The organism is uncultured Methanobrevibacter sp., assembly GCF_946184425.1.
Lineage (GTDB): Archaea > Methanobacteriota > Methanobacteria > Methanobacteriales > Methanobacteriaceae > Methanocatella.
The window spans coordinates 22,284-47,460 of the sequence record NZ_CAMHFP010000003.1; the positions used below are offsets into that span (position 1 = coordinate 22,284).

Annotated in this window: 24 protein-coding genes; 14 read left to right on the forward strand and 10 right to left on the reverse strand. The window is 29.1% G+C overall.

Translation table 11 applies throughout. The features are described from left to right. The first annotated feature begins 80 nt into the window (after nucleotides 1-80). From Q0P94_RS00815 to Q0P94_RS00825, 3 genes are read left to right on the forward strand one after another with little or no spacing between them, the layout of a single operon-like run. Nucleotides 81-1,604, forward strand: a complete 1,524-nt coding sequence (locus Q0P94_RS00815; protein ID WP_295112545.1) for a VPA1262 family N-terminal domain-containing protein — start codon at nucleotides 81-83, stop codon at nucleotides 1,602-1,604. Beyond that, nucleotides 1,586-3,031: a hypothetical protein gene (locus Q0P94_RS00820; RefSeq protein ID WP_295112548.1), complete on the forward strand. Its 1,446-nt coding sequence runs from the start codon at nucleotides 1,586-1,588 to the stop codon at nucleotides 3,029-3,031. Before Q0P94_RS00815 ends, Q0P94_RS00820 begins: the two co-directional genes overlap by 19 nt. Nucleotides 3,032-3,088: 57 nt before the next feature. Further along, a complete protein-coding gene (locus Q0P94_RS00825) occupies nucleotides 3,089-4,555 on the forward strand; it encodes a hypothetical protein (RefSeq protein ID WP_295112551.1) in 1,467 nt (488 codons plus the stop codon). A 120-nt stretch (nucleotides 4,556-4,675) separates the two neighbouring features. Here the strand turns inward: Q0P94_RS00825 and Q0P94_RS00830 are convergent, their stop codons facing one another. Then, the gene (locus tag Q0P94_RS00830; protein WP_295112554.1) at nucleotides 4,676-5,479 is read right to left on the reverse strand and encodes a DUF2971 domain-containing protein; all 804 of its coding nucleotides are present in this window, start codon (nucleotides 5,477-5,479) and stop codon (nucleotides 4,676-4,678) included. A gap of 72 nt (nucleotides 5,480-5,551) precedes the next feature. Here Q0P94_RS00830 and Q0P94_RS00835 point away from each other — a divergent pair, with 72 nt between their 5' ends. Continuing rightward, nucleotides 5,552-6,646 carry an FRG domain-containing protein gene (locus Q0P94_RS00835; protein ID WP_295112557.1) on the forward strand — a complete coding sequence of 365 codons (1,095 nt, stop codon included), beginning with the start codon at nucleotides 5,552-5,554 and terminating at the stop codon, nucleotides 6,644-6,646. Nucleotides 6,647-6,811: 165 nt separating this feature from the next. Here Q0P94_RS00835 and rhuM read toward each other — a convergent pair whose 3' ends face one another. Beyond that, the gene (rhuM, locus tag Q0P94_RS00840) at nucleotides 6,812-7,843 is read right to left on the reverse strand and encodes a RhuM family protein (protein WP_295112560.1); all 1,032 of its coding nucleotides are present in this window, start codon (nucleotides 7,841-7,843) and stop codon (nucleotides 6,812-6,814) included. Nucleotides 7,844-7,965: 122 nt separating this feature from the next. Between rhuM and Q0P94_RS00845 the strand changes: the two genes are divergently transcribed. Beyond that, entirely contained in the window at nucleotides 7,966-8,202 is a 237-nt protein-coding gene (locus Q0P94_RS00845) for a hypothetical protein (RefSeq protein WP_295112563.1), read from the forward strand. Between the two features lie 493 nt (nucleotides 8,203-8,695). Here Q0P94_RS00845 and Q0P94_RS00850 read toward each other — a convergent pair whose 3' ends face one another. Then, nucleotides 8,696-8,875 carry a hypothetical protein gene (locus Q0P94_RS00850; protein WP_295112565.1) on the reverse strand — a complete coding sequence of 60 codons (180 nt, stop codon included), beginning with the start codon at nucleotides 8,873-8,875 and terminating at the stop codon, nucleotides 8,696-8,698. Here Q0P94_RS00850 and Q0P94_RS00855 point away from each other — a divergent pair. Next, on the forward strand, nucleotides 8,874-9,146 hold the full coding sequence (locus Q0P94_RS00855; RefSeq protein ID WP_295112568.1) for a hypothetical protein: 273 nt from the start codon (nucleotides 8,874-8,876) through the stop codon (nucleotides 9,144-9,146). The genes Q0P94_RS00850 and Q0P94_RS00855 overlap by 2 nt on opposite strands. Nucleotides 9,147-9,184: 38 nt before the next feature. Here the strand turns inward: Q0P94_RS00855 and Q0P94_RS00860 are convergent, their stop codons facing one another. The 6 genes from Q0P94_RS00860 to Q0P94_RS00885 form a co-directional block, all read right to left on the reverse strand. Continuing rightward, a complete protein-coding gene (locus Q0P94_RS00860) occupies nucleotides 9,185-9,361 on the reverse strand; it encodes a hypothetical protein (protein WP_295112571.1) in 177 nt (58 codons plus the stop codon). Continuing rightward, entirely contained in the window at nucleotides 9,354-10,325 is a 972-nt protein-coding gene (locus Q0P94_RS00865; protein ID WP_295112574.1) for a TIR domain-containing protein, read from the reverse strand. The genes Q0P94_RS00860 and Q0P94_RS00865 overlap by 8 nt, the downstream gene beginning before the upstream one ends. A 12-nt stretch (nucleotides 10,326-10,337) precedes the next feature. Further along, complete coding sequence (locus tag Q0P94_RS00870) at nucleotides 10,338-12,014, reverse strand: ATP-dependent helicase (RefSeq protein WP_295112576.1); 1,677 nt, start codon at nucleotides 12,012-12,014, stop codon at nucleotides 10,338-10,340. Between the two features lie 41 nt (nucleotides 12,015-12,055). Beyond that, nucleotides 12,056-13,777, reverse strand: coding sequence for an ATP-dependent endonuclease (locus Q0P94_RS00875; RefSeq protein WP_295112579.1), 1,722 nt, complete (start codon nucleotides 13,775-13,777; stop codon nucleotides 12,056-12,058). Nucleotides 13,778-14,554: 777 nt separating this feature from the next. After that, nucleotides 14,555-15,037 (reverse strand): hypothetical protein, encoded by a 483-nt coding sequence (locus Q0P94_RS00880; protein WP_295112582.1) that lies wholly within the window; start codon nucleotides 15,035-15,037, stop codon nucleotides 14,555-14,557. A gap of 45 nt (nucleotides 15,038-15,082) precedes the next feature. Then, nucleotides 15,083-15,571, reverse strand: coding sequence for a hypothetical protein (locus Q0P94_RS00885; RefSeq protein WP_295112585.1), 489 nt, complete (start codon nucleotides 15,569-15,571; stop codon nucleotides 15,083-15,085). A 2,480-nt stretch (nucleotides 15,572-18,051) separates the two neighbouring features. Between Q0P94_RS00885 and Q0P94_RS00890 the strand changes: the two genes are divergently transcribed. The 7 genes from Q0P94_RS00890 to dmpI all read left to right on the forward strand — a co-directional run bounded on the left by Q0P94_RS00890 (nucleotide 18,052) and on the right by dmpI (nucleotide 23,342). Continuing rightward, nucleotides 18,052-18,864 carry a phosphate ABC transporter substrate-binding protein gene (locus Q0P94_RS00890; protein WP_295112588.1) on the forward strand — a complete coding sequence of 271 codons (813 nt, stop codon included), beginning with the start codon at nucleotides 18,052-18,054 and terminating at the stop codon, nucleotides 18,862-18,864. A 19-nt stretch (nucleotides 18,865-18,883) separates the two neighbouring features. Further along, nucleotides 18,884-19,759, forward strand: a complete 876-nt coding sequence (gene pstC, locus Q0P94_RS00895; protein ID WP_295112591.1) for a phosphate ABC transporter permease subunit PstC — start codon at nucleotides 18,884-18,886, stop codon at nucleotides 19,757-19,759. Beyond that, nucleotides 19,756-20,607 (forward strand): phosphate ABC transporter permease PstA, encoded by an 852-nt coding sequence (gene pstA / locus Q0P94_RS00900; protein ID WP_295112594.1) that lies wholly within the window; start codon nucleotides 19,756-19,758, stop codon nucleotides 20,605-20,607. The genes pstC and pstA overlap by 4 nt, the downstream gene beginning before the upstream one ends. Before the next feature lie 18 nt (nucleotides 20,608-20,625). After that, on the forward strand, nucleotides 20,626-21,378 hold the full coding sequence (gene pstB / locus Q0P94_RS00905) for a phosphate ABC transporter ATP-binding protein PstB (RefSeq protein WP_295112597.1): 753 nt from the start codon (nucleotides 20,626-20,628) through the stop codon (nucleotides 21,376-21,378). Nucleotides 21,379-21,394: 16 nt separating this feature from the next. Beyond that, on the forward strand, nucleotides 21,395-22,066 hold the full coding sequence (gene phoU / locus Q0P94_RS00910; protein ID WP_295112600.1) for a phosphate signaling complex protein PhoU: 672 nt from the start codon (nucleotides 21,395-21,397) through the stop codon (nucleotides 22,064-22,066). 69 nt (nucleotides 22,067-22,135) lie between these two features. Next, nucleotides 22,136-23,017, forward strand: coding sequence for a phosphate uptake regulator PhoU (locus tag Q0P94_RS00915; protein WP_295112603.1), 882 nt, complete (start codon nucleotides 22,136-22,138; stop codon nucleotides 23,015-23,017). A 139-nt stretch (nucleotides 23,018-23,156) separates the two neighbouring features. Continuing rightward, nucleotides 23,157-23,342 (forward strand): 4-oxalocrotonate tautomerase DmpI, encoded by a 186-nt coding sequence (gene dmpI, locus Q0P94_RS00920; protein WP_295112606.1) that lies wholly within the window; start codon nucleotides 23,157-23,159, stop codon nucleotides 23,340-23,342. A 9-nt stretch (nucleotides 23,343-23,351) separates the two neighbouring features. Here dmpI and Q0P94_RS00925 read toward each other — a convergent pair whose 3' ends face one another. Beyond that, nucleotides 23,352-23,765, reverse strand: coding sequence for a helix-turn-helix domain-containing protein (locus Q0P94_RS00925; RefSeq protein WP_295112609.1), 414 nt, complete (start codon nucleotides 23,763-23,765; stop codon nucleotides 23,352-23,354). Nucleotides 23,766-23,876: 111 nt separating this feature from the next. On the opposite strand from Q0P94_RS00925, the gene Q0P94_RS00930 reads away from it, so the two are divergent. Continuing rightward, a complete protein-coding gene (locus Q0P94_RS00930; protein WP_295112612.1) occupies nucleotides 23,877-25,097 on the forward strand; it encodes an MFS transporter in 1,221 nt (406 codons plus the stop codon). Nucleotides 25,098-25,177: the final 80 nt, after the last annotated feature.

The window sequence follows — 25,177 nt, forward strand, 5'->3', positions numbered from 1 at the left end:
AAAGTTAATTTTATAAGATTAAATAGGTTGTGTTAAATCTCAACATAATTATTTAAATAAAATCTATTATAGTAATAATTATGGATGAATATGAGTTATTAGTAAAAAGTGGAAACATTGGAATTTATAATAGCTGCGAAGTAACTGAATTAGTTATTATGGAACCAAATGAAATTATTTATAATTTATATACTATCTGCGTTTTCCAAGAAAAAAATGTCAGTCCTGAAAAACATAAATATGACAGATTCTGTAAGAAGATAAATCTTGATGATTGTTCAATTGCTATTTTTCAATATGAATTAACATTATCAGAAATTAAAGAGAATTTTGAAAAACTTATCCATGAATATAAATGGATTTCTAATCGTGAAGGAGAATATTCCATTAAGGATAATAATCTAAAAAGGCTTAATAAACAATTCATCCCTTCTATTGAAGATAATAGGTTAAATCATGTTTTGAAAAATAATTTTTATTCAGGTTCATATATTCTGGAATTTTTTGATGAAAAAAAGAAGTTTGATTTTCTCACAGGAGATGAAGAACATTTTGAAAAAATATCTAAAAAAATTCATAAACGGCTTCCTATAAATCTATTTAAAGTAAGAGACAGGTTAGGAAACTTTATTTTTCAATTTCCAGTTAATATATTAAATGTTAAAACAAAAGTTGCATCAGATTCATGGGAGTCTCTAAATTTTAATTTAGATTGGCATCATTTAATTAAGGATAATTATCCAGATTGTATTTTAGAAGTTGATTCAATACTGGATAACAACCATATTGGCACCAATTTTGAAGAATATAATGGAAATGGCTTTCAAGAAGTGAATGCCGGTAATGTTGATTCATTAGTAAATATAAAAATCTGGAGAAAAAATCCAAAATTATTATTATATTCTGATTCGGGCAATTATATAAAATCAATTGGCTTTTCTATATCAATTGGAGGTCAAAATGTAAGATATTTTATGAATGATGGTGAAAAAGTGTTTATTAATTTATATTCAAAAGATTTAGAGTCATCAGTTGAAAATCAAAAATATTATCAATATATTGAGAATTCAATAGGTATTAAAGAAAAAGAGTTGCTTGAAAAAACATTATCATTTAAACAGTATACTCCATTTAAGAATAAATCAGAAGGAATTGGGGATTTAAGAAGATTGATTCGAGAAAATGGTAAGAATGGAGTATATTTATGGGATCCATTTTTAAGCTTCAAAGATATTGTTAACACGTTATTTTACTGTCCTTTTGAGGGTGTTGCTTTGAAAGCGTTAGGATCCAAAAAATTAAATAAAGATGAATTGAATAATCAAAAAGATTTATTTTCAAATTTGAATAGTAATTTTAAAGGTTTAAATTTAGAATTTAGGATTCAACAAAGTGAAAAGGCACATGATCGTTTTTTAATATTTCCAGGCAATTCTAAAAGATATGAACAACCAAAGGTTTATTCACTTGGAACATCTTTAAATTCATTTGGACGCAATTATCATATATTGCAAGAAGTTTTACATCCTCAGGCGGTTGTTAGGGTATTTGATAAAATTTGGGAAGAATCAAAGGAGAATTCAATATGGAAATATCCAGAATAATAACTAATTTGGAAGATTTCAATCAGGTTTCATCAGATAATGATTTAGATTTTATTATTGAAGATTTGTCTAAATTTTCTTTTGAAGATTTTATTTATATTGAATATGTTGGAAATAGTGAAAGTTTAGATATACGGGAGTTATTGAGAAAATTAATTAATAAAATAGATGATGTTTTTAAGGAAAATTCAATTGAGAAAAAATTAGCTATTATTAAATCATTAGTTCAAATATTTCAAAAAGGGCTTGATGAAATTAATTTAAGTTATTTTTTCATATTTTTACATGCCAATAGTCGAATAGATTTGCCTATTGGGGATTTAGTTAATAAATATGATTTAAATGATGAATTCAATGAAATTCTTATAAAAATATTTGAAATTTTGAACAATATTAAAATTCATGTTGCTGATGAAGCTTTATCTATGTATTTTGATAAATTAAATGCTCTTAATTGGGAAGAAACTCTAATTACTTCATTAAGAGAAATAGATTTTGAAAAATATAATCCTTTAATAAGAAATACTAAATTTATATTGCCTAATCATTTTTATCAAATGATTTATGTATTGCAAAAATATAATTTAGAATTATTTGAAAAGTTATTAACTTCAGATAATGTATTTTCTTTGGTTCTAATTATCAAATGCTTGTCCTTTAATCAAATAAATTCATTTTTCATAAATCATGAAATTAAGGAAAAAACATTACTTTGTTTTTTAATGAAGTTTTTAAGAGCATCTTCGGATGATATTGAGAATTATCGTGACATGGTTGTAGAAATGTGTATTTGCTTATATAAATTGAATAAAACTCTCTTCAATGGATTAATGGATATTTTTATGTATAATGAATTTTTCAATGAAGTAATTGGAGTGATGTTTTGCAAACTATCTAAAGATAATCTTAACATTTTAATTGAATCAATTCCATTGAATGATAATGTTGAATGGATTAATGTTAGGACAAAAATGTTAAATGAATGCAGTGAATGTGAGAATTCTGAATATATTAATGAATTAATTTATACTAAATGGAATAATCACCTTTCGAATTCGTTTAATGAGAAAAATAAGGGTTTGAATATTCTTTGCACTGATTTTTGTAATTTTATCATTGCTTATTATTTCCATAACTATGATAATGATAAGTTATTGGATTCCATGAAAGAGTTATTTGTTAAGCTTAAAAACTTGGATAGTGAATGGTCATATAATATTTTACATCATAGAAATAAATTTTTCGTATATTACTCTAAATTATTTATTTTCAGTGTCATTTATGAATTTAATAAGTTGAATGATGATGAAATTAAAGCGTATTATAATGAATTTTATGATGAGTATGTTTTGTTTAAAAAATTTTTAGATAATAAAAAAGAAGACTTTTTAGATAGGTTTGAAGAGAATTTATTGGGTAAATTATAGTTTTACAAATATATTTAATAATTTAATTGATTTAAATCATTTATGGGGATATTTATTATGAATACAAATTTTATTGGATGGGAACTGTTGGAAAAACCTATTAACATATGTTTATTAGGAGGAGAGTATCTTTTAGAAAATAACATTAATTTATTCAATATAATATTTAAGAGAAATGAAAATTATGAGTTAACCGCTATCCTAAATGGTTTTATTGATGAAAATATTGGGCGTAAAGTCAATATTTTTTTTAAATCTATTGAGAATAATAAAATTGTCATCAAATCATTAAATGGGCATGATATTACATTCCAATATAATGTTAGAGATTATAGTTATCATCAGGTTCATTATGCTGTGAAATTAGATATTCTGTATTTGAGAATTGGTGAAATTGATGAAGAAAAAGTCGAATGGAAATCTAGATGGTATATTAATGGATCCGATTTAATTTTACTAAGGAATCCAATATATACTATAGAAAAGGGTTCTAATTTTAAAAGGTTAAATGATGTTGGAGAGTTAATTATTAATACAGATTCGGAATTTAATCATTTTGTTTCCAGTTATTTTGTTGTTAAACCAGACACTCTAAATCAGTTCATTGTATCAAAAATTTCAAATAAATTCAATCCTCAATGGTCTAAAAAGATGAGTATTGATTTTTTTAGAGAATTCGGATTTCACAGTAAAGAACAAATTAATTTAATTGAAAATGTTTTATCTTTTGCTTTTGGAAGGTCATTAATTGATATTGGGGAAAGTCATTTTGATAAAAATGGTAGTTTAATTTATTATAAAGCATATTCTCCAAGAATTTCCCATACCATTAATTTAAAATATATCTGCGATATGGGACCTAATTGTCCATTATTTTATACTTTTTTTGACATGAGACATGAAAATGATTTAGCGTTTATAATTGACAAATGTGAAGAAAGCAATGTTAATTATTATAATGTATTTAATTACTTAAGGGAATCTTTTAATTTGCCTCCTTTGTCTGAAATTGTTTTAATTGCTGGAGCATTGGAATTTTTAGCAGAAAATTGGTTACAAAATAATTCTAGTGGTAAACATGAGCACATGCCTCAAGAAGATTTTGAAAATCTAATTTCTGATGAATTAAACAGTTGTCATGAGAAATTTGAAGAATATGGAGTTAAAAGAATTGATGATTTAATGGATAATATTAAAGGAGCATATAAAAAACAAGGTTCCAAAAAATTAGATTTATTTTTTGATGAGTTAGGTATTACTCTGGGGAAAATTGAAGAGCCTGCAATACAGTATAGGCATACTCCGGCTCATGGTAGAATAATGAATTTAAAAATGGCTCGAAAATTTTCGTTAAGGACATTGTCCTACAGGTTGTTATTGAATAGATGTATATTGAAATCTTTAAATTTTGAAGGATACTATTGGGATTTTTTCTCTAAATCTTATAAGAATCTAAGTGAATCTATAGATAAAGAAGATTTTAATAAAGTTCGAGATTCTGTGAAATTTATAAAAGATAATTAGTAATTATTCGTCACCTTTATAATCGGGATAATTTTCATTTTTAAATTGGTTGTTAAAATTACCAAAATTCTTTTGAGGCATAATACTAATTGTGAATATATGTAAATATTATTAAGATTATTATTCATACGGAATATAAGTCAAATTAAAACTTGAATTATCTTTAATCATTCTATAGACTGGGATAGCTCTTATTTCGCAAAGTTTTTTGATATAATATGCATCTTTGTCATCAATTTTATATCCTAAATAAACGGATTTCGGTGTTAAAAATTTAATATGGGGTTTATTATCATACCATATAATCTTAAATAGTTGTTTTGGATTTTTAAGCATAATTATTCTCCATTCTTGTTCATATTCCCATTCTAGAGATTTATTGGTAAATGTTTCGATAGATGATTTTCCAATATCTGCTTTAGCAATTATTTTAGGCAAAATTTCTTTATTTCTTTCTTCTGTGACATAAGCTATTGGGAAAAAAATTTCTTTTAGTAAATCATCATCTTTAAAATCATACTCCACACAAATTCCTTTATGTTCGCCCCCATAATGGTGCCACATGGGTGTTATATCGTTTTTTTCACTGAAACAAGCAATATAAACTCGATTTTTCATATCTTGATTTGCTTCATAAAAAAGGCTTTTAATACCTTTTTTGTCCAAATTAGGGTTTCTTATAGGGTTATTATAAAATTCATCTAAATCATATAACAAATCACCTTCGAAAGGGTCATTTAAATCTTTTATTTCTCGCAAATACATTAAATCATCTAAAATTAATGTTTTTGCATGTTTAACACGTGTATATTGAAAAATTTTTGTTAAGTGCTGATTTTTACAGTCAATCCATTCTTTTTCATTATCCGCTTCAATTTTAAAATAATTATCAAAAAATTCATTTCTCCATTTTTTTTCTTCCATAGTACTATATTTATTTCACTATTAATAAATAACATAATGTATTTATTATCTTGAGATAAAAAATTTTATCATATGTCTTATAATGAATTCATTAAGGAAATTGAAATTAATAATTATGATGATTTAGTTAAGAGTATCCAAGGAAAATCTAAGAAATGTGATGATCTTCGTGATAAATTTATATTTAGAGGTGTTGAAGATAGTGAGTTTCAGTTAATTCCTTCTGCTCTTCGTGGAGATAATATTAATGATTTTGTTGATGAATCATTTGATATTACCTTATGGATTAATTCAGAAAATGTGGATGAATTTAATTGTATCACTGGAATTAATTTAGAGTATAGTGAAGGATTATTATATCCTGTTAGATTTAATAAATATCTTGAAGCATTAGATCATGATATTGTCAGTCAAGTTCATTCTTTTGGAGAAATACAGTTTAGAAAAGAACTCAATGCATTAATGAATTTTTTAAATTATACAGATAAGTCAGGATTAAAAATTCCAATCAAGCAGGAAACACGTGAATTAATCGAACATGATATTCGAAAAAAATTTGATGGAAATTCTCATTGGCCAGATTCTGATTTTTATGAGGTAATATCATTAGCTCAACATTATGGCATACCAACAAGAGCTCTAGATTGGTCTTATGATTATAGGGTAGCATTATATTTCGCCGTTAAAAATATATTGGCTGATGATTATTCAATTAATAATACTCCAGATAATGCAGTATTATGGGCATTTAATTATAAGTATTTTGAAGTTAATCCTATGTATGATACTGCAACACCATTTCCAGTTCAATATTATCGGCCCGAATATAATTCAAATCCAAATTTAAATGCTCAAAAAGGTTTGTTTACATTCATTGTTGATGATTTAGATAATATTTCAAAACAGCCATTTGATGAATTTGTTGTAGATAATTTATCTGGAAAATTGAATGATTTTATTGGATTTAATGGATCAAGCAGAGTTCATTTGCCAGAAGGTGAAAAAGCATTTTATAAATTCATAATTCCTGAAGATATAAAACCTGAGATTCTTGATGAATTGTATCATGAGGGTTATTCTGAAGAATATTTGTTTCCGGGTTATGGTGGTGTTAAACAATTTGTTGAAAATAGGATTAAATTGGATAAATTACTTAATAATCTATGATGTTGCAATAGGGTAACTGAAATTTAATGCACTCATGTACGGAGGTATTTTTGACTACAAACTGCTATAATAAGTTAACCATCCTTATATTTAGTATTTCCACTAAAACCTAATCCCTTAAGAATTTCAAAATCATCTGGGGATGAGTATTCTCCAGATATGTATTTATTTTTTACCTTCCAGCCGTTTTATGGATTTAATCAGGTTATCAAAATCAGATTCATAATTTCTATCCTGATCTATTCTGAATTCCTTATACTCATTAATCGCATGGGCTTTTGCTTCAACAGCTGAAACTTTACCCTTTCCTTCCAGTAGCGGCAGTTGGCTTAATTCAAGATATCCGTAAAGCAATGTTTTCCAGTCTTTCATGAATGTTGGTTTTTGGGAATTTGCCCTTGTCTCGGCCAATGTTAAAAAACCGTCAACCAGTGTATTCAGTGAATCCAATTCCATTTCGTTTAAGTAGTTTTTTGAAATTACCACATCTGCCTGCAGGATTTTTCCATGAGGAGCATCTTCCCATGTTGTAAGTCCCATGTTAACTTTAGTTTTGTCGCTGCGGGATTTTATGATTTCAGCGGCAGTCTGGCCGGTTATTGCAAAGAGTAGCATGTTCTGTACTGTGGCAAAGAAGTCTTTTGTTTCGTCGGCATCCAGATTGTAGTCGGCGCTTGTTGCATATAAATCAGTGATTTTCTGATTGAATCTTCTCTCTGATGCACGTATTTCACGGATTCTTGAAAGCAAATGGTCAAAGTAATCTTTCCCGAATCTTGAGCCTTTTTTTAATAATTCATCATCCAGTGCAAAACCTTTTACAATATACTCCTTAAGCACGCTTGTCGCCCATCTGCGAAAGTGTGTTGCCTGTTTGCTGTTTACACGATAGCCGACTGAGATTATGGCATCAAGGTTGTATAATATTGGCTGTGTTTTCGCATCGGGATTTATAATAACGATTCCACTATTAGTGGAATCGTTCGGATTGAAAGTGACTTCTGATTTTACCAACTCTCCGGACTCAAAAATATTAGTTAAATGTTTGCTTATGGTTTTAATATTTTTACCAAACAATTCAGCCATTGTTTTTTGTGTAGTCCACATTGTGTCATTTTCAGAATCAATAATTACCTTTATGGCCACTGCTCCGTCTTCACTGGTGTATAATAATGTTTTTACAATTTCATTATTCATATTATAAGCTCCTGCATCTAAAATTAATATAATAATAAGTAGGTTTATAATGTATATAAAGAATTAGAGAGACCATTTGGTAAGTAATATTTAGCATATCTTTTATTAAAAATCATGATGATATGATAGAGTTATTAGGTGCAGTTAAATCAATTTTAGAAAATTATTTTGAGGATTGTGAACCTCATATTCGAATTTCTCATAATCCTGAAACTGGTTCTGAAAAATTAATTATAGTGATTAAAATAACTAATGATGATTCAAATGATTTTATTAAGGATTTAATGGCGATTAACTCAAAAATAAGGCCTTTAAAAAAGAAATTTAATTTAATTGGTAGTTTTTTAATTAATGTGTAATCATTATGACTCATTTTGATTGGAAAGGTTAGTATAATTTGGCTAAAAAATTATCTAAAAATATTGATGACGAAGCTTCAATTCGTTCAGCTATTAGTAGATGCTATTATTCTGCTTTTGTTCAGCTAGATATTATTTGGTTGAAGTAAAACATGAATAACATTTATTGGACACTGTAGGGGCGCACACGAATGTATATTCTTTCTTACAAAAATCAGATAATTTTAATGAAATGAATTGGGGGAAGTATTAGAAACTTTGTTTGAAAAGAGGTATTGTGCAGATTATGATTGGCGAAAACACTGATTTAGAATTTTTTTTATCAATGATTTATCTATTGTTGAAACATTAGTTGAAAAAGCATTTTTGAATATGAATGTATTAAACAACAATCCTTCTGATTTTAGAATTCCATAAATATTTTAATTATTTGTTTGTATTTAATAAATGCAAATTTTATCTATGTTTTATAGTATATAATTTCTTAAATTAATTATATTCTAATAAACAATCTCCAAAAATCTTCAATCTCTTCCTCATCAAAAACAATAGGATTATTCTCCATACTTTCACCGATTGTAGCTAGTTTAACAATTTCTGCAATATCTTCCCTTTTAACTCCAAAATTTCTTAAGTTAATCTTACTTTCTGAAATACTACCCAACCAATTCATGATATCATCTATATTATTTCCATCTCATGCATCCAAAAACAGTTCCTTTTCACTCACATATTTTCAGTTTCTTTTTATCACTTCAAATAATGTTATTGCTACTGCGAAACAATGGTTTATCCCATACATCATTGTCAGGGGTTATGATATTGAGTGTGATGCGCTTGCACGTGGTTTGAAAATGCAAGTCCTGCAAAAAATAATCCATAATCACCTGCTTCTATACTCCAGATTATCCAAATCACTTAAGCCAATGGAGGATACTTTATGATACTTCTCATTGAATTTCTGACCAGTGTTCGAATGTATCTATCTGATGGTTTTGACCAGGTAAGATTCCATTGCAGGGGATAAAGCGTCAAGATTTGTTGATAATATCATATTCTTATCCATTGTGCTGGTCAGTTCAGCTACTAACCATGATTCCTTTGGATATATGTATTCTGAACCTAAATTTAAATTCCATTCATTTATAATTCTATTCATAGATTATATTTTTAAAACTTTCAATTAATTCCTCTGAAATATTATTTTTATGAATTTCATAAAATCTTCTTAAAATTACTTCTCCATCATTTCCATGTAATTGATTATTTCGTATTACACTATCAACTAATAAATCTATTTGATTTTCATCAAAATCTTCAAAATAAGGTTCAATATATCTTAATAACTTGTTACATTTATCATAATTCCAATTTAATCGGGGATTGTTTAATTTAGACAAAATGATATTTGTCATTGCATAATGGTAATAATTAACAATTTCTTCTTGCATTTGGTTAATATTGCGAATATGCTTAGATTGAATTTTATTTAAAAATCCATAAGATTCTGTTCCATCAATAGATAATGGAATTATCATACAACCTCTTTGCAAAGCCATTCCAACTTCCTGACTACAATAATCAGATTTTTTAAAATCATCACTTAATAATGCTATAAATATATCTACTTGTTTTAATTGATTAAATATTTCCTCAGCCCATTCACGAGAAATATTAATGTCTTCATGGGCTAGAAAACCATCAAGTCCAATTTCTTGCAATGCATCTTTAATTTGTGCACAATATTCTTTATTTTGGTTTGAATAACTTATAAATGCAATTTTGTTTATTTCTTTTTTGTTATTTGTTGAAAAATCATATTGGGCATATAAATCATCGATTTTCCTTGAACTTATGCCATATTTTCTAAATAAATATCGAATCATTTGTATTGCTTCTTCTTCATTATCGTGTAATGCTTCGGATATTACTCCAATAACATTGTATTCATAATCATCATCACCGAAATATTGACTTCTTGTTAATCTATCATATTCATTAAGTAAATAATCAAATTCAAAACTTTCTAAAATTGAATACCAATTAATTTGGTTTTCAACAGTTTCATTTTTAAGTAATAATTCACTTATTTCCATTGCTAGTATTTTTAATTCATCAGGCATTGTCTTCACCATTTATTTGTCATAAAATATAGATTTCCACATTCCATAATCTTTTTTCGGAACCACTAAATATAAAAGCTTTTTAGCTCTTGATAATGCTACATAAATCACTCTTAATTCTTGGTTTTTATCTAAATTAAGATTATTTGGAATTATTTCACTATATTTCTCATTGTGCTCGGTTTCTTCTTTTAAAAGCAATAGTGTAGCATCAAAAGAACCCCCTTTTACACTATGCACAGTACCAATATTGTAATTTAAATTATTTTTTGAATCTTCATTAAATAACAAGTCAAAAGTAACTTCTTTTGTATAATAATCTGTTTTGTACATTTTACCATGTTTTACTTCACTTAATCTAAAATAATCTTTAAATCTATAATTCACTTCATTAATCCAAGAATTAATGGTCTGATTATTTTCAATTGGTGGAAAAACATTTATGAAATTATAAACATTTAAGCGATGATTTTGAAAACCTTGAATTTTAATTTCTTCAAATATGTCTAGGTTAGTAATCTTGTTATTATTATATTTAAGTTTAAGGTATTCTTTTTCCATTATCTGAAAACCTTCTAAATGATTTTTATTATTCCAGTGATACAAACCTTCGAGAATATTCACAGTCCGGCTTTTACTATCTGAATAAAATTCAAAAAGATATTGAACATCTTTGATTTTCAAGGACTTTTTATATTTATTCACTTCTTTATTTCCCCTAAATAGTATTGAAACATTTTTTTCATCAAGTCTGATTCCATTTTTAATACATTCTTCTTCAAATTCATCTATTACATGTTTATAATTATTTTTGTAAGGTATAATTTTTGGGGGTATATCTGTATCATGAGGACATTTTGAATAAATGCTTTCTATACTCGATAGTCTCGAGAAAAAGTCACAGATTTTTTGAGAGCTTCTAAAATTATAATCAAATATTATTGAATTATCTTTCCATTTTTCATATTTTTCATTGAATAATTCAGGTTTTCCTCCTTTCCATTCATATATTGACTGTTCTGGATCACCCACTAAAATAAGATTATTCAAACCATTCTCAACTAATAAATCAATTATCCTCATCTGAATATCTGAAGTATCTTGTGCTTCATCAATAATCATGTGAGGAAATCTAATGGACAATGCTTTTGCAATATGAGGATATTGTTCTAATACCCTCATTGCATGATAATTTGCATCATTTTGAGTTGCAAATCCTTCTCTAGTTAACCTATATTTCATTTGTTTAACTGTATCATAATTTAAGTCTTTCTTTTTATAGTTTACTTCACCATCAATTAAAAACTCCACCCTATCAAAATAATTTTCAATATAATCTCCGGAAGACCAATGACTAATGGGGTCTCCAACTAATATTGGTCTTTTTTCACAATTCATTACTAAATGTCCATAAGGTAAAAATAGGTATTTGTTAAAAAAACTATCAAGTGTTCCAATAAAATGTGTATAATTGATTTCTAAATTTCTGTCTTTTTTCTCAAGATTTTCTTTTATTTCGTCAGCTGCAATGTTAGTGAATGAAAGAACAGCTATTCCAGATTTTTTATTATTCCAATTTTTAATAAATCTATAAACTCTTTCTGTAACTGCAGCAGTTTTTCCACTTCCAGGACATGCTTTTACAACAAATTTTCCAGTTTTATTTAAATCTAAAAATTTTTCTTGCATATCTGTCCATGAATGTTTAGTTGTTTTAGTCATAAAAACACCTATTTTTTACAAACAAACTCTAAAGCGGTATCAATGTAGTCAGGTACAGTATAATTAATATCTTTATCTTTATTTAATTCATTTGATAAGATCCAAGCAATTCTGGACTTTTTAATGCTCTTTTTTGATTCATTCATAATGGCACATATTTCTTCATTACTATTGTTAAATACATTTTTGAATATACTCGGATGTATTTTATTAAATGTTTTACGAATAAATGATTTATCAGGGTTGCAGATTAATAAATCATATTCAAATGTTTTTTCAGCACCACAAACTTTTAAATTTTTATTTTCTTTTTCTTCTAACATTTTAAAAGTATTAGATTCTGCATCATCAAGTTCTTTTCTATCTTTATCAGTTATTATTGCTCCTTTGAATATTAATTCATTTTCTTCATCGAATAATGGGATAAAATGTTTAAAACTCACACCATTTAACATTACAACTTCAACACCTTTATTTTCTAAATCATAACCTAATTTTTCAGCAAAAATGGGGACTAATAAAGCTTCTGATATTCCTTCAACAAAAATAACTCGTTTACTGAATAATAATTGGGATTTGGTAACATCTAAAAACTTTTGTAAATATTCTTTATTTTCTTCATCAAAGTTCAATGATTTGAAATCAGCACTGACTACATTTTCATTTTCATAATCTCTTTGCAATATGATTAAGGAGTCTAAATCTGCTTTTGCGGTTATTGTTGGTGAATGTGATGTTATGAATATTTGAAAACTTTTCTTATCATTCAATTCTTTATTTAATGTATTCAAATAACTGAAAAATAGATTCTGTAATTGTGGCTGCAGGTGTGCTTCAGGTTCTTCAATTAACAATGATAGGTATAATGAATCATCACTTTTTGATAAATCTTCTAATCGAGTTAGTAAAATTGCAATGTATATTAAATTGTTATGTCCTAAACCGTTTTGATGTAAATCTAAGTATTTTTCATTTGTTTCATCTTTTGTAAGTGGAATTTTGATTTTTAAATTTTTGCTGAGTTCTTCATAATCTTGATCAAGAGGCAGTATGTTTAGTGTAGCATCTTCATCAAAAGTAATTTTGTCTAAATGTTTTGCAATGTATGTTTTCTTGACTTCTTCAACAAAACCTGAAAATTCACTTTCTGCAATGTTGTTACTAAATTCTTCAACCATAGTGTTACGATTGTAATCCTCGGATATATTTTTTTCATCAAGGCCAATAACCAAATCGCCCAATTGGTTATAACGTCCTGGTCTTAAGTATCGCTCAGCGTCTCTTAGGGCACCAAGATAAACTTGAATAAATGAATGAAAAACTTCCGATGGAATATTTGCTCCTTCGTTTTTACCTCCCCAAACATCACTATGGATTCTTTCATATTTGTTATATTGTCTTAAACTGAATTTGAAGTGTAAATCTAATGAATCATTTTCAGCATCATATAATTCAATAAAATAACCAATTTCTTCATCAACATCTTTTTTAAATGATAAATCAAATTCTATGGGTTTTAAATTTTTATCGGTTATTGAAATGTGAAAATCATTTTTAGTTACTCTTAATCCATCTTGGTCTCGGTATCCTAAACAGATTCTTAAAGCATCAATAATTGTTGTTTTTCCAGCATTATTTTCTCCAATTAAAATATTAATTCCTTTAGAAAAATTTAATTCAATGTCTTTTATTGACCTAAAATTTCTTATTTTTAATTCAGTTAAATACATGAAATCACCAACTATTATGAATATATGATTTGGAGATATTTAAATTTCAACAGAGCATCTGAAAAGTAATGGTGCGATAAGTTAGGGTCTATTTCCCATTTAAATCAGTGAAATTTTATTTCAATCCCGTTATGATGGGATTTTTCCCATTTAAAATCATAATCAAGTGATTGATTATGAAGTTGCATGATATTATGTACAAATAAATATAAAGCATTCATTATGTTTATGTGCTATGGAAAGAATGAAAAAGGTTAACGTTAGTGAACGATTATAATCTTTGTAATGCAAGCCAATATGTAGAATGTAATGTTAAATTTAATTTAGCTACTATTGAAAGTAAATTCAAAGGAATAATCAATTAATATATGGTTATTTAGTAATAACCTTGCAGTAATGGCACTGTCAAAAATTGTCATGATTTTGCTTTGTTTTTTTAGTGAATTGTGGGTTTTTAGTTGAGATTGTAAACAACATTTCTTTGTGTCCAGCGGGCTTTTTGTAGTCTTATCCATCGAATTAATCCTTTTTTTGTTCTAAATGTTCTTTTTAGATTTCTTGGAAGTGTTATTTTGAAGTATCCTTCAATTTTGTTGTTTGTTCGTGGTATTTGTGGGTTTTTATGGTATTCTGTTGTTTTGTTGAATTTCTTTTTCAGGGTTTTTAAAAAATTCTGTGTGTTTTTGTCGAATTGGTTTATTTTGTTGTAAATTGTGTTGAATCTTTGTTTTGCTGCTTTTTCGGTGTCTGTATCATAAATTGCTCTTATTCTTTCAGTTATGCTTTCTTGGTCTTGTAGTTCTTTTCTTTTTTCGGATAAGTCTCTTCTGAGTTGTCTTGTTGTTTTTCTAATTTTTTCCTGGTTTTAATTCTGTTTTGGCGTGTTATATCTTTTATGCTTCTTCTTTTTTCATTTATTCCTTTACTTTTGTTTTTTATTCTCAGTATTCGTTCTTCATTTTTGTCTATTTTTGTTTCTAGGCTTTTTATTCTTCTTTGGATTTTGTTGATTATTTTGTAGGATTTGTCATGATGATTTTTGATTATGTGGAATATGCAGAGTTGTTGTTTCATGCAAATTCTTTCAATTATTGGTGGATATGTCATGTGGCCGTCTGTTATTAGTATTTTTTTAGGTAATCCTTCTAAGCTGTATTTTAAGAAGATTTCCATGAATTCATTGTCGAAATCTTCTTGAGGAATTATCTGATCATTTATTATTAAATTGGTTACTGCATCTATTATGGCTAATCTAACCATATTTATGCCGTTTTCGCATAAATATTCTTCATCGTAGTGATATATTCAGCTAGGTTCAATATTTGTTTCTTTTATGATTTTTTGAAGGTTTTCCTCTTTTTGTGTGATGAAGAATTCAGAATATTTAGATTCGTGATAATATGCCGTTTGACGAGGTAATTTTATTCCATTTTCAAGTTGAATTAGTTCTGCCTTTTTTTGGTAAGATAAATAAGCAATTGACTCATATTCTAATGATTTTTCACAAATGGCTCGCGTATAATTAGAATATCTTTTAATAAAATTTTCCAAGCTGGTTGTGTGTGTTTTCCCACATTCAGGACAGATATATTGTTTTTTACGTATATTCGACCATTTGTTTGGTTTTGCAGGCCTAGAACCATTGCTGTTCATCGTGCTATCGCAATTTGGACATAATGGCCTATCATACTCATAATATACAATTTCCGTGTAACAATCACAATAATATTCTCTAAAAAAGTTCAAATCATCAGGATCAATTAAATTACACACATTTAACCGATCACAATCCAAAAAATACAAAGGTTTATTTAAAATGTCAACAAAATTATTACTTGTAAAGGGTTTTATAGAGCGCATATAATTATAATATACCCTTTACATTATTTATACACTTCTATTTTTAATATTAGTCATTTTAAACACTTGAATTTATATTAACTTGATATTCATCAAGTTATAAATCTATTAAAAACCAAATAGGAAGTTAAATTAAAAATAAATAATGATGATTAAAACAAATTTTTTTACAAAATTATTTAATTTAATCAACCGTATATTCCATTAAAATCAATTTAAAAATCAAATAATAATTAGTTTTTAATATAACTAATTTATAATTTTATAAAATGTATTTAACGTGATAATATATTTTAAAGATTAAATTAAAGTGATTTTATCATGACAATTTTTGACAAAGCCTATCAATGTTTTTCCTATTGATAATGAGTGCTATTGTATCTTTTGTGGGTAATTCAGCTGTGTTGCTCATTTTAAATTCTCACAAATTTCTTCAATTCTATCTAAAATTTCCCACATTCTATCCCACAGTTTCTTTGGGATTGCAACATACATTTTTCCATTTATTTCCTTTTTTCTCATGATTTTTCCTCTCCTGTTTTTCCATTCATGGGAGGATTATAAATTCGACAGTCTAAGCTCATGGGGTCAGGAATTTTTTAAAAAATAAATAACATGGCAAAATCAATTTTCCGTCTTTTAGCCAATATTTAGAATAAGATAAGTTTTGCTTTTTTGGATTTGACAATCTTTATATATCCCTTAAAATAAACTAGTTATTGGGTTAAGTTTTGGAAAATATTAATTTTTAACATAGTTTCGCGACATGTCTAATTATTTTTATTTTTCTCACTGCCCATGGGATTATTCTAAAAATATCTTAATAGCTCGTCATTCAATTAAGTATTTTTTTTATAATCCTTTTTTCATGATCTGATTTTTACTATTTCTTTTCTAGTATTTTACCTCTCTAAATTGATTTTCAGGCCTCACCAAAAAAAGTTGTCTCACCGTGAAAAGTTGATTTCACTTCGTAAAATTTACTTCAATGGTGGAGGCCAGTTGATAGTTTGTCAATTTGGATATATAAACATTTCTATTAGTATTTGTTGTTAAAATGTTCATTTTTTTGAGAAAAAATTGTGTCCATAAGCCTTGTATTTTTGGAAATTTTGCTAAACATTAAAACATAAATTGCCTATAAAAAAAGTCAAATGTATAAATCGGAAATGCTTAAGTAAGCCTTAAATTAATGTTTCAGGCCTAATAAAGCTTTATTATCCTTTTTATTATATTGTTTATATAAATGAAATAATAATGCCAGTATAGGCATTCCAAAAATTTTATCAATTGCAAAAAATAAATTCTGTATCAGAGTTTTAGTGGTCCGAATCGATAAGTATCGGAACTTTTTTATTAGTTTTATACGAATTGTTCGTAAATATTTGATTAATTGTTGCTTTTTTAATTAAAATTTTTCCTAAGTTAATGATTTTTTGATATATTTGAGGTGATGGTAGAGTGGATTGGTGGTCCACACTAATTAATTCAATCAATTTGTCAAATAATGTCACAAATTAAAATTCCACTTCATCGAAGTTCGTTTTTTAGAATCCTCACCTTGAAAACTGTTAACCTAGCTTTGATTCCTATCAATCGTCAATCAGAAAAATGCTTGTTATATTCTTAACCAATATAGGTAGGAATATAAGTGACTGTTAAAAAAATAATGCAGTCAAGAAGCATTTCTACCATCAACTCACCTTCCTTAGGAGGATAAAATATTTTGGATATTCGCTTTATCATTCTATGACTCCTAATTTTATATAGAATTTTTATCTGTTCCAGAGTACTATCATTTATTACTTTTATTATATAAAGTATTACTTTTTATTTTTTTACAAAATTTTATATATTAAAAAAAGGCAAGTAGTATTATTGGATATTCGTTGGAATTCATTTTATGGTTCCATTTTTAATAATGGTTTAGAGTTATTTTTAACTCTATCCTATTATTAAGTTCTTATTTTATTAGAAAATTAGTTTTATACTGTAGTTTTAGTGCTTGAAATTGATAAGTATCAGAACTTTTTTATAAGTTTTATACGAACAGTTTTATGGTGATTTTATTGATTTAGGGTAAATTTTTTAAAATTCGTCTTATTTTTTTAACATTTGAATTTTAATATGTATATCCTGGTCCGGTTAGATGAAATTGCTATTAAATAGAGTTTAACATAGTATCTGAAGAGTATCGCAACTTTTTTACATGCTTTTTTGATTTTTCCTTCAGCAAAAATTTTGTTCAGTTTTTGGGAATTCTTTAATTTTTCACGGTTAATTTTCTTATTTTTGTTCATGTTTTATGAACTTTATTTCACTAAATAGTAAGTTTTAAATAAGTAAAAACTATATTTCCAATCAAGCAGGTGAAAAAAATAGACTGTGGTAAAAAATCTAGAGAGGAAAAATTAATGAAAAAAAGTCGAATGATTTTGATTATTATTTTAATTGCTATAATTATGGCTCTGGGCATTCTGTCTTTTGGACCGGGTGCTTCTCAAAGAATTGATATTGTTGGTTCCACATCAGTTCAGCCTGTAGCTGAAAAGCTTGTAGAGGAGTATAAAATCAGTCATCCTGATGTAAAAATAAATGTTCAGGGCGGAGGATCCAGTTTGGGCATCAAAACTGTTCATGATGGAATTGCTGATATAGGAATGAGTTCCAAGGAATTGGACAGCAGTGGAAAAGAGGGCATTTCTGAATATGAAATTGGAAGAGATGGCATTGTAGTTGCCGTAAATGTTAAAAACAATGTCTCTGATTTAACAAAAAGTCAGCTGAAAGATATTTTTTCCGGAAAAATTACCAACTGGAGAGAAGTTGGCGGTAATGATGGTGAAATCCACATTGTATGTCGTGAAGCCGGATCAGGTACATTGAATGCATTTGAAGATATTGTAATGGGTGATACTAAGATTAAAAGAGATGCAATCGTTCAAAGTTCTACAGAGGCTGTAAAACAGTCTGTCAAACAGGATGAAAATGCAATAGGCTTTGTTTCATTTGCACATGTTTCTGATGATGTAAAGACTTTAAATATTGGAGGAGTAACTCCGGGAAATGAAACTATTGCAGACGGTTCATATGAACTGCAAAGACCTTTTTTATTCCTGGTTAAGGGAAATCCTTCAGGCGAGCTGAAAAAATTCATCGACTGGACGGGCGGAAGTGAAGCCCAAAAGATTATTGAGGAAGAAAAAATTATCAAATCAACAGAATGATTTGTTGGGTGTGTTTATCATGAAAAAATCTTTATATGAATTATTAATAGAAAATGCACTGTTTTTAACGGCGCTTCTGTCATGCTTTATAATTTTAATTATTTCCGCTTTCATATTTATTGAAGGGCTGCCTGCAATTCAGGAATACGGATTTTTCAAATTTTTACTGGGAAATCTGTGGTCTCCCAATGACGGTGAATTCGGAGTATTTTCAATGATTGCAGGGTCACTTTACGTAACTTTCCTTGCACTTTTAATTTCAACACCTCTGTCAGTTTTATGCGCTACATTTATGGCGGAAGTTGCAGGTGAAAAAGTCAGAAATATATTAAAGCCGATTATCCAGACATTATCCGGAATTCCTTCTGTCGTTTACGGATTTTTCGGACTTGTAGTGCTGGTTCCTTTTATAATGTCTCATTTTGGGGGAAGCGGATTCAGCGTAATTACTGCCGCATTAATCCTGTCGGTAATGATTCTTCCAACCATAATATCAGTTTCATATGATTCGCTTAGAGCAGTACCTGGCGAGTATAGGGAAGCATCACTTGGACTTGGCGCAACAGGATGGCAGACAATCAGAAGGGTTGTAATTCCATCAGCACTTCCAGGTATCATCACTGCAATAATTTTGGGAATGGGAAGGGCAGTAGGTGAAACTTTGGCGGTGATAATGGTTGTCGGAAATGTTTCAAAAATACCTTACTCAATATTTGAGCCTGCAAGAACATTAACATCCAATATTGCGCTTGAGATGAGTTATGCAACCGGAATTCACTATCATGCATTATTTACAACAGCAGTCATACTGTTTATACTAATAATGCTGCTTCTGGTAGTTGTGAAATGTATTCAAAGGAGATTCAGCCTTGATATTTCCGGAGGGTCATTATGAAAAGCTTTTTATCACCGGGCACTTCACACAAAATCATGAATTCAGTATTGATTTTTTCAGGTGTACTTACAATTTCAGTTCTGGTAATCATTTTGGCATTCATATTGATTGAAGGGCTTCCGGCAATAGATTTGGAGTTTATTTTCGGCGGTGTTAAAGACCAGGGCAGATCCGGAGGAATATTTCCAGTAATTGTCTCCAGTTTGTATGTGACTCTAATTTCAGTTTTAATAGCAGCTCCTTTAGGCGTAGGTGCTGCTATCTATGTCGTTGAGTATGCAGAAAACAGGAAGCTTGTCAATATAATACGTTTCGGGGCAGAGACATTGGCATCTATCCCTTCAATTGTATTCGGTTTATTCGGATTTGCATTTTTCGTAATGTTTTTGAAGATGGGATGGTCTGTATTTTCAGCAGGTCTTGTTTTGGCAATTATGGCGATTCCTACAATATTTCAGGTTGTTGAGGTTTCATTAAGGTCAGTTCCAAGCACATATAAGGAAGGAAGCTATGGTCTGGGAGCAACAAAATGGCAGACTATATGCAATGTGATTTTGCCTGCGGCAATTCCCGGAATCGTAACTGGGATAATACTTGCAATGACAAGGGCCATTTCAGAAGCCGCCGCTGTAATGTATACAGTCGGTTCATCTGTTTCCATGCCGATTTCAATGTTTGATCCGGGCCGTCCGCTGCCCCTTCATCTGTATATTCTGGCAACTGAAGGAATATCCCTGCAGAATGCATTTGCAACTGCTGCGGTTCTTGTAATTATAGTGATGGTAATTACATTTTTAACCAATTATTTCACACAAAGGTATCAAAACAAAATGATGGGAAATTTATAAAGTTTATGAGGTTTTATTATGTACAGGATTACTGCAGAGCATCTCAACACTTATTTCGGAGATGCTCATATTCTTAAAGATATCAGTTTAAAAGTAGCTGAAAACACGGTTATGGCGCTTATTGGTCCGTCAGGCTGTGGAAAATCAACTTTTTTAAGGTCAATCAATAGGATGAATGATTTAATAGCTTCATTTAAATTGGAAGGAACACTTCTTTTGGATGGAAATGACATTTATTCTAAAAACATGGATGTGGTGGATTTGAGAAGAAGGGTAGGAATGGTTTTTCAAAAGCCGAATCCCTTTCCCAAATCCATTTTTGAAAACGTGGCATACGGACTTAGAATTCACGGAAATGATGATGAGGATTATATAGCACAGAGAGTTGAAGAAAGTTTAAAATCAGCGGCAATTTGGGATGAGGTAAAAGACAAGCTTGATCAGTCAGCTTTAGGTCTGTCCGGCGGTCAGCAGCAGAGACTTTGCATTGCACGTACAATAGCAAATAATCCGGAAGTTATTCTGATGGACGAACCGTGTTCTGCACTGGATCCGATTTCAACATTGAAAATAGAAGACCTGATTCATGAGCTTAAAAAAGATTATACGATTGTTATTGTTACTCATAATATGCAGCAGGCTTCAAGGGTTTCTGATTTCACGTCATTTTTCCTCAACGGGGAGCTGATTGAAAGTGAAAAAACAGAAAAGCTATTTGTAAGTCCGAAAGAGAAAAAAACAGAAGAATACATTACAGGAAGATTTGGATAACGGGGGATGTGAAATTATGAGCGAAAAAACACCGGGAATTTCATTTCAAAACAGAATGGACAATATTGTAGATGATTACAGGGAACTTGGAAATCTTGCTATCAGATTAAACGGGGACGTTGTTAAACTGCTTGAAAATTATGATGAATCAGTTCACAAAAGCATATCTGCAGGTTCCAGCACATTGGATATCAAAACAATTAACCTCGAAAGGGTCTGCATAAGATTCATGGCTACCGAACAGCCATTGGCTAAGGATTTGCTGTTTATAGAATCAATGCTCAGGGTTATCAGCCACATCAAAAGGGTTGGGCATTTGTGCGCCAAGATTGCCGATTCAATCAGAAATATTCACGAGGTTCCTATTCCCGAAAAGATACTTAATCAGATGGCTTTGATGGGTGAGTATATTGGAGTCATGTTAAAAAAATCATTTTCAGTATTTTTAAATCATGATCTCGACAAGGCAAGAGAGCTTGACAGGGATGATGATAAAATAGATGAGCTATACGATTCTATTTTAAATGAAGTTACATCAACAATGATTAATGATGCTGAATTTGCCCCCTATATTATCGATACAATTTTTCTGGCAAGATATATGGAAAGAATAGCCGACAAGGCAGTAAGTATAGGTTCAAGAACAATATTCATGATAACTTTAAAAAGACCTGGAATAGATGAGTGAGGAAATTCGAATAAATATTTGTACTAGTTAAAAAATAACTAGTCATATCTTTTGTGGGGAGTCATTAAAATGGGAAGAAGTAATAAAACACTGGAAGAAATTTTAGAGTACATATTTTATCAAAATCCGGCCAATCAGGATGAAATTGCCGATGATTTGAAAATAAGCCGGAGGTATGTAACCAAATTGTTAAAGCCACTGGTCGATGAGGACATTGTCCGCAAGGTTTATGTTGTTAATCTGGAAAAATATGATGAAATTTACGGAGGTTTCGAACACAGCAATAAAAAAATTTCGACAGATTTTTTAATTAAAAACATTTTAAGGACTATGGCTGAGCATATAGAAAATCAGCTGGAACTCTCCTTTGAAGCAATCCTTGAAAATGACAAACAGAAAGCAAATGAAGCTATTGAACTCGATTTTACAACAAATAACATGTTTGAAAAGATTCGCTCATCAGTTGAAACAGTAGTCAATTTGGACCCTCACTCAAAACTTTCCAAAATTCTTCTTTTTAATGAAGTGGCTTATAATTACGAAAGAATCGGTGATTACTGTATCCATCTCAATAAGTTTGTCATCAATGATGATTCTGTAGTTGACGATAAGATTCTTGACATCCTCAAAAAGATGTATAAATACGCAAAAAGATCTGTTTCATATGCAAGTGAAGCATTCATTGACGGTAAAGTTGAGTTAAAAGAAGATTTGATGGATACAGAAGAAAAGATGCATAAAATGCAGGATAGAGCTATGAAGGAAATTGCTCTTCAGATGGGTGAGTCCACTTTTGATGATGTTGGCCATGCGAATTATTATATTTATCTCACACGAGTAATCAAAGCATTTGAAAGAACTGGAGATATTTCCGTTGAAATAATGGATATTGCAATCGAATTTCATAAAAATATTCCAAGATCTACCGTTCCCCGCTATTTCAGGGAATGATTTATTTTAATTTTTTAGATTTAAGGATTAAGTTTACATTTTTCTTGGAAATGTTTTGCTAGTTGAATAATATCACGTGTCATTTTTGCCACATTAATTATTTATTAATGAAAATGAAAGCGATAACCGGTGATAATAAATGCCAGTTATTAGTTTTGATATAGGTGAATTAACCAAAGAGCAAAAAGAAACTTTAGCAAAAGAATTCAGCGAATCAGCTTCCAGAGTTACCGGACTTCCAATTGAAATGATTTACGTTCTTTTCAATGAAAGGAAATTTGACAATGTCAGTGTTGGCGGAGTTCTTTTAAGCAATCAGGAATAATTTTTATAATTATTCTATTTCTAAAATTTCCTTATACATTTCTTTTAATTCTTTTTTTTCATGTTCGGAGTAATATTCGTTATCGGTATCGTTTTCTATTGCAAACAACAATAACTCATAGAATACCTTGTTAAGTGATTTGCCTTTTTTTGTCAGGAAGTATTCAGTGTTTTTCGGATCGTCATCTTCATTTGTCTTATAAATCAAATCATTGTCCTGCATTGTTTTAAGACATCTTGCTAATGCTTTATTGTCTAAAGATAATCTGTTAACTTTAAATTCATTAAAATGGCTTTTGCCTAAAAACAAGTCTCTTAAAATGTGTAATGTCCATTTATTGCTAATGAATTTGGTAATGTCTTCAAGGGGGTTTCGTTCATACTTTTTTTCATAATAAATTAATTTTTTCGGACTTAAAACCATGTTAATTCTTATATGTGTTTTTACATTTAAATTTTAGTTTAAATGGCATTCATGCCACTTTATATTTAAATATTTAATTTTTTAAATTATTTTTTAATTAAGGTGGAAAATATGGAATACATTGGTAATAATGATAAAACTGTTGAAATGACAAAATTCTTAGCAATCTTGTTTGCTATATGTTCAGGTCTTGCAATAGGTAACTTATACTGGGCTCAGCCTTTACTTGTTCAAATAATGAATAGTTTTGGACTTCCGGCTGCAAACGGTGGACTGCTGGTCACTGCTACTCAGATAGGATATGCAATTGGAATTCTCTTTATAGTGCCGTTAGGAGATTTTGTTGAAAGAAAAAGATTGATTACAATCGTAATGGCATTGTCCATAATTGCGTTAATTTCATGTGCGATAGCGCCTTCTTTTACCATACTGGCATTGTCTTTGTTCAGTATGGGTATTGTAACAATTTCTGGTCAGGTCATTTTGCCTCTTGCGGGGGATTTAAGTAAAGAAGAAGAGCGTGGACATATTGTGGGGATTGTATCTTCTGGAATAACTACTGGTATTTTATTTTCAAGATTTGCAAGCGGTATTATTGCAGGTTTGTGGGGATGGAGATCAGTATATGTAATCGCTGCGGTATTGAATCTGGCAATGGCTTTAATCATCATTTTTGTTTTGCCGAAAATTCCAAGGAAAAACAAACTTGAATCATATAAAAAACTTTTATCCAGTGTATTTACAACATTTAAAAGGCATGAAACATTACCGAGAATATTGCTGCACAGCGGATTGATTTTTGGATTGGTCTTTAATATTTTCTGGACTTCATTAACATTCCTGTTATCCGGAAACCCTTTCAATTATGATACATTTCAAATAGGACTTGTTAGCTTGGCAGGACTTACTGCAGCAGTATTCGGTTTGGGAATTGGAAAATTGCAAGACAAGGGCTTAAGCGTACCTGCCCTTGGAATATTTATAATTCTAAGTTTAATCACTATGCTTTGCGGGCTTGTGTTTTATGATTCCATTATAGCAATCATAATTATTGCTGCCGTACTTTCAGTTGCAGTTCAGGGAATATCTGTTTTATCACAGGCAAGATTATTCAATTTATCAAATGAGGAACGCAGCAGACTAAATACTGTATTTGTTGTTAATAATTTCATATTTGGGGCAGTAGGAAGTGCTCTTGCATCATTATTATGGTCTTTAGGCGGATGGCAATATGTCATGATGGGGGCAAGTTTAATTTCATTAATGGCATTAATAGTTTGGTTGACTTCAAGAAGCTCATTTAATGAAATAGATAATAAAACAAGATTTTAATTAAATAAATCAATATTAAAATACTGGAAATTCCACAGAAATAGTATTGTATTGGATTTTAAAATAAATAGATTCGAGTA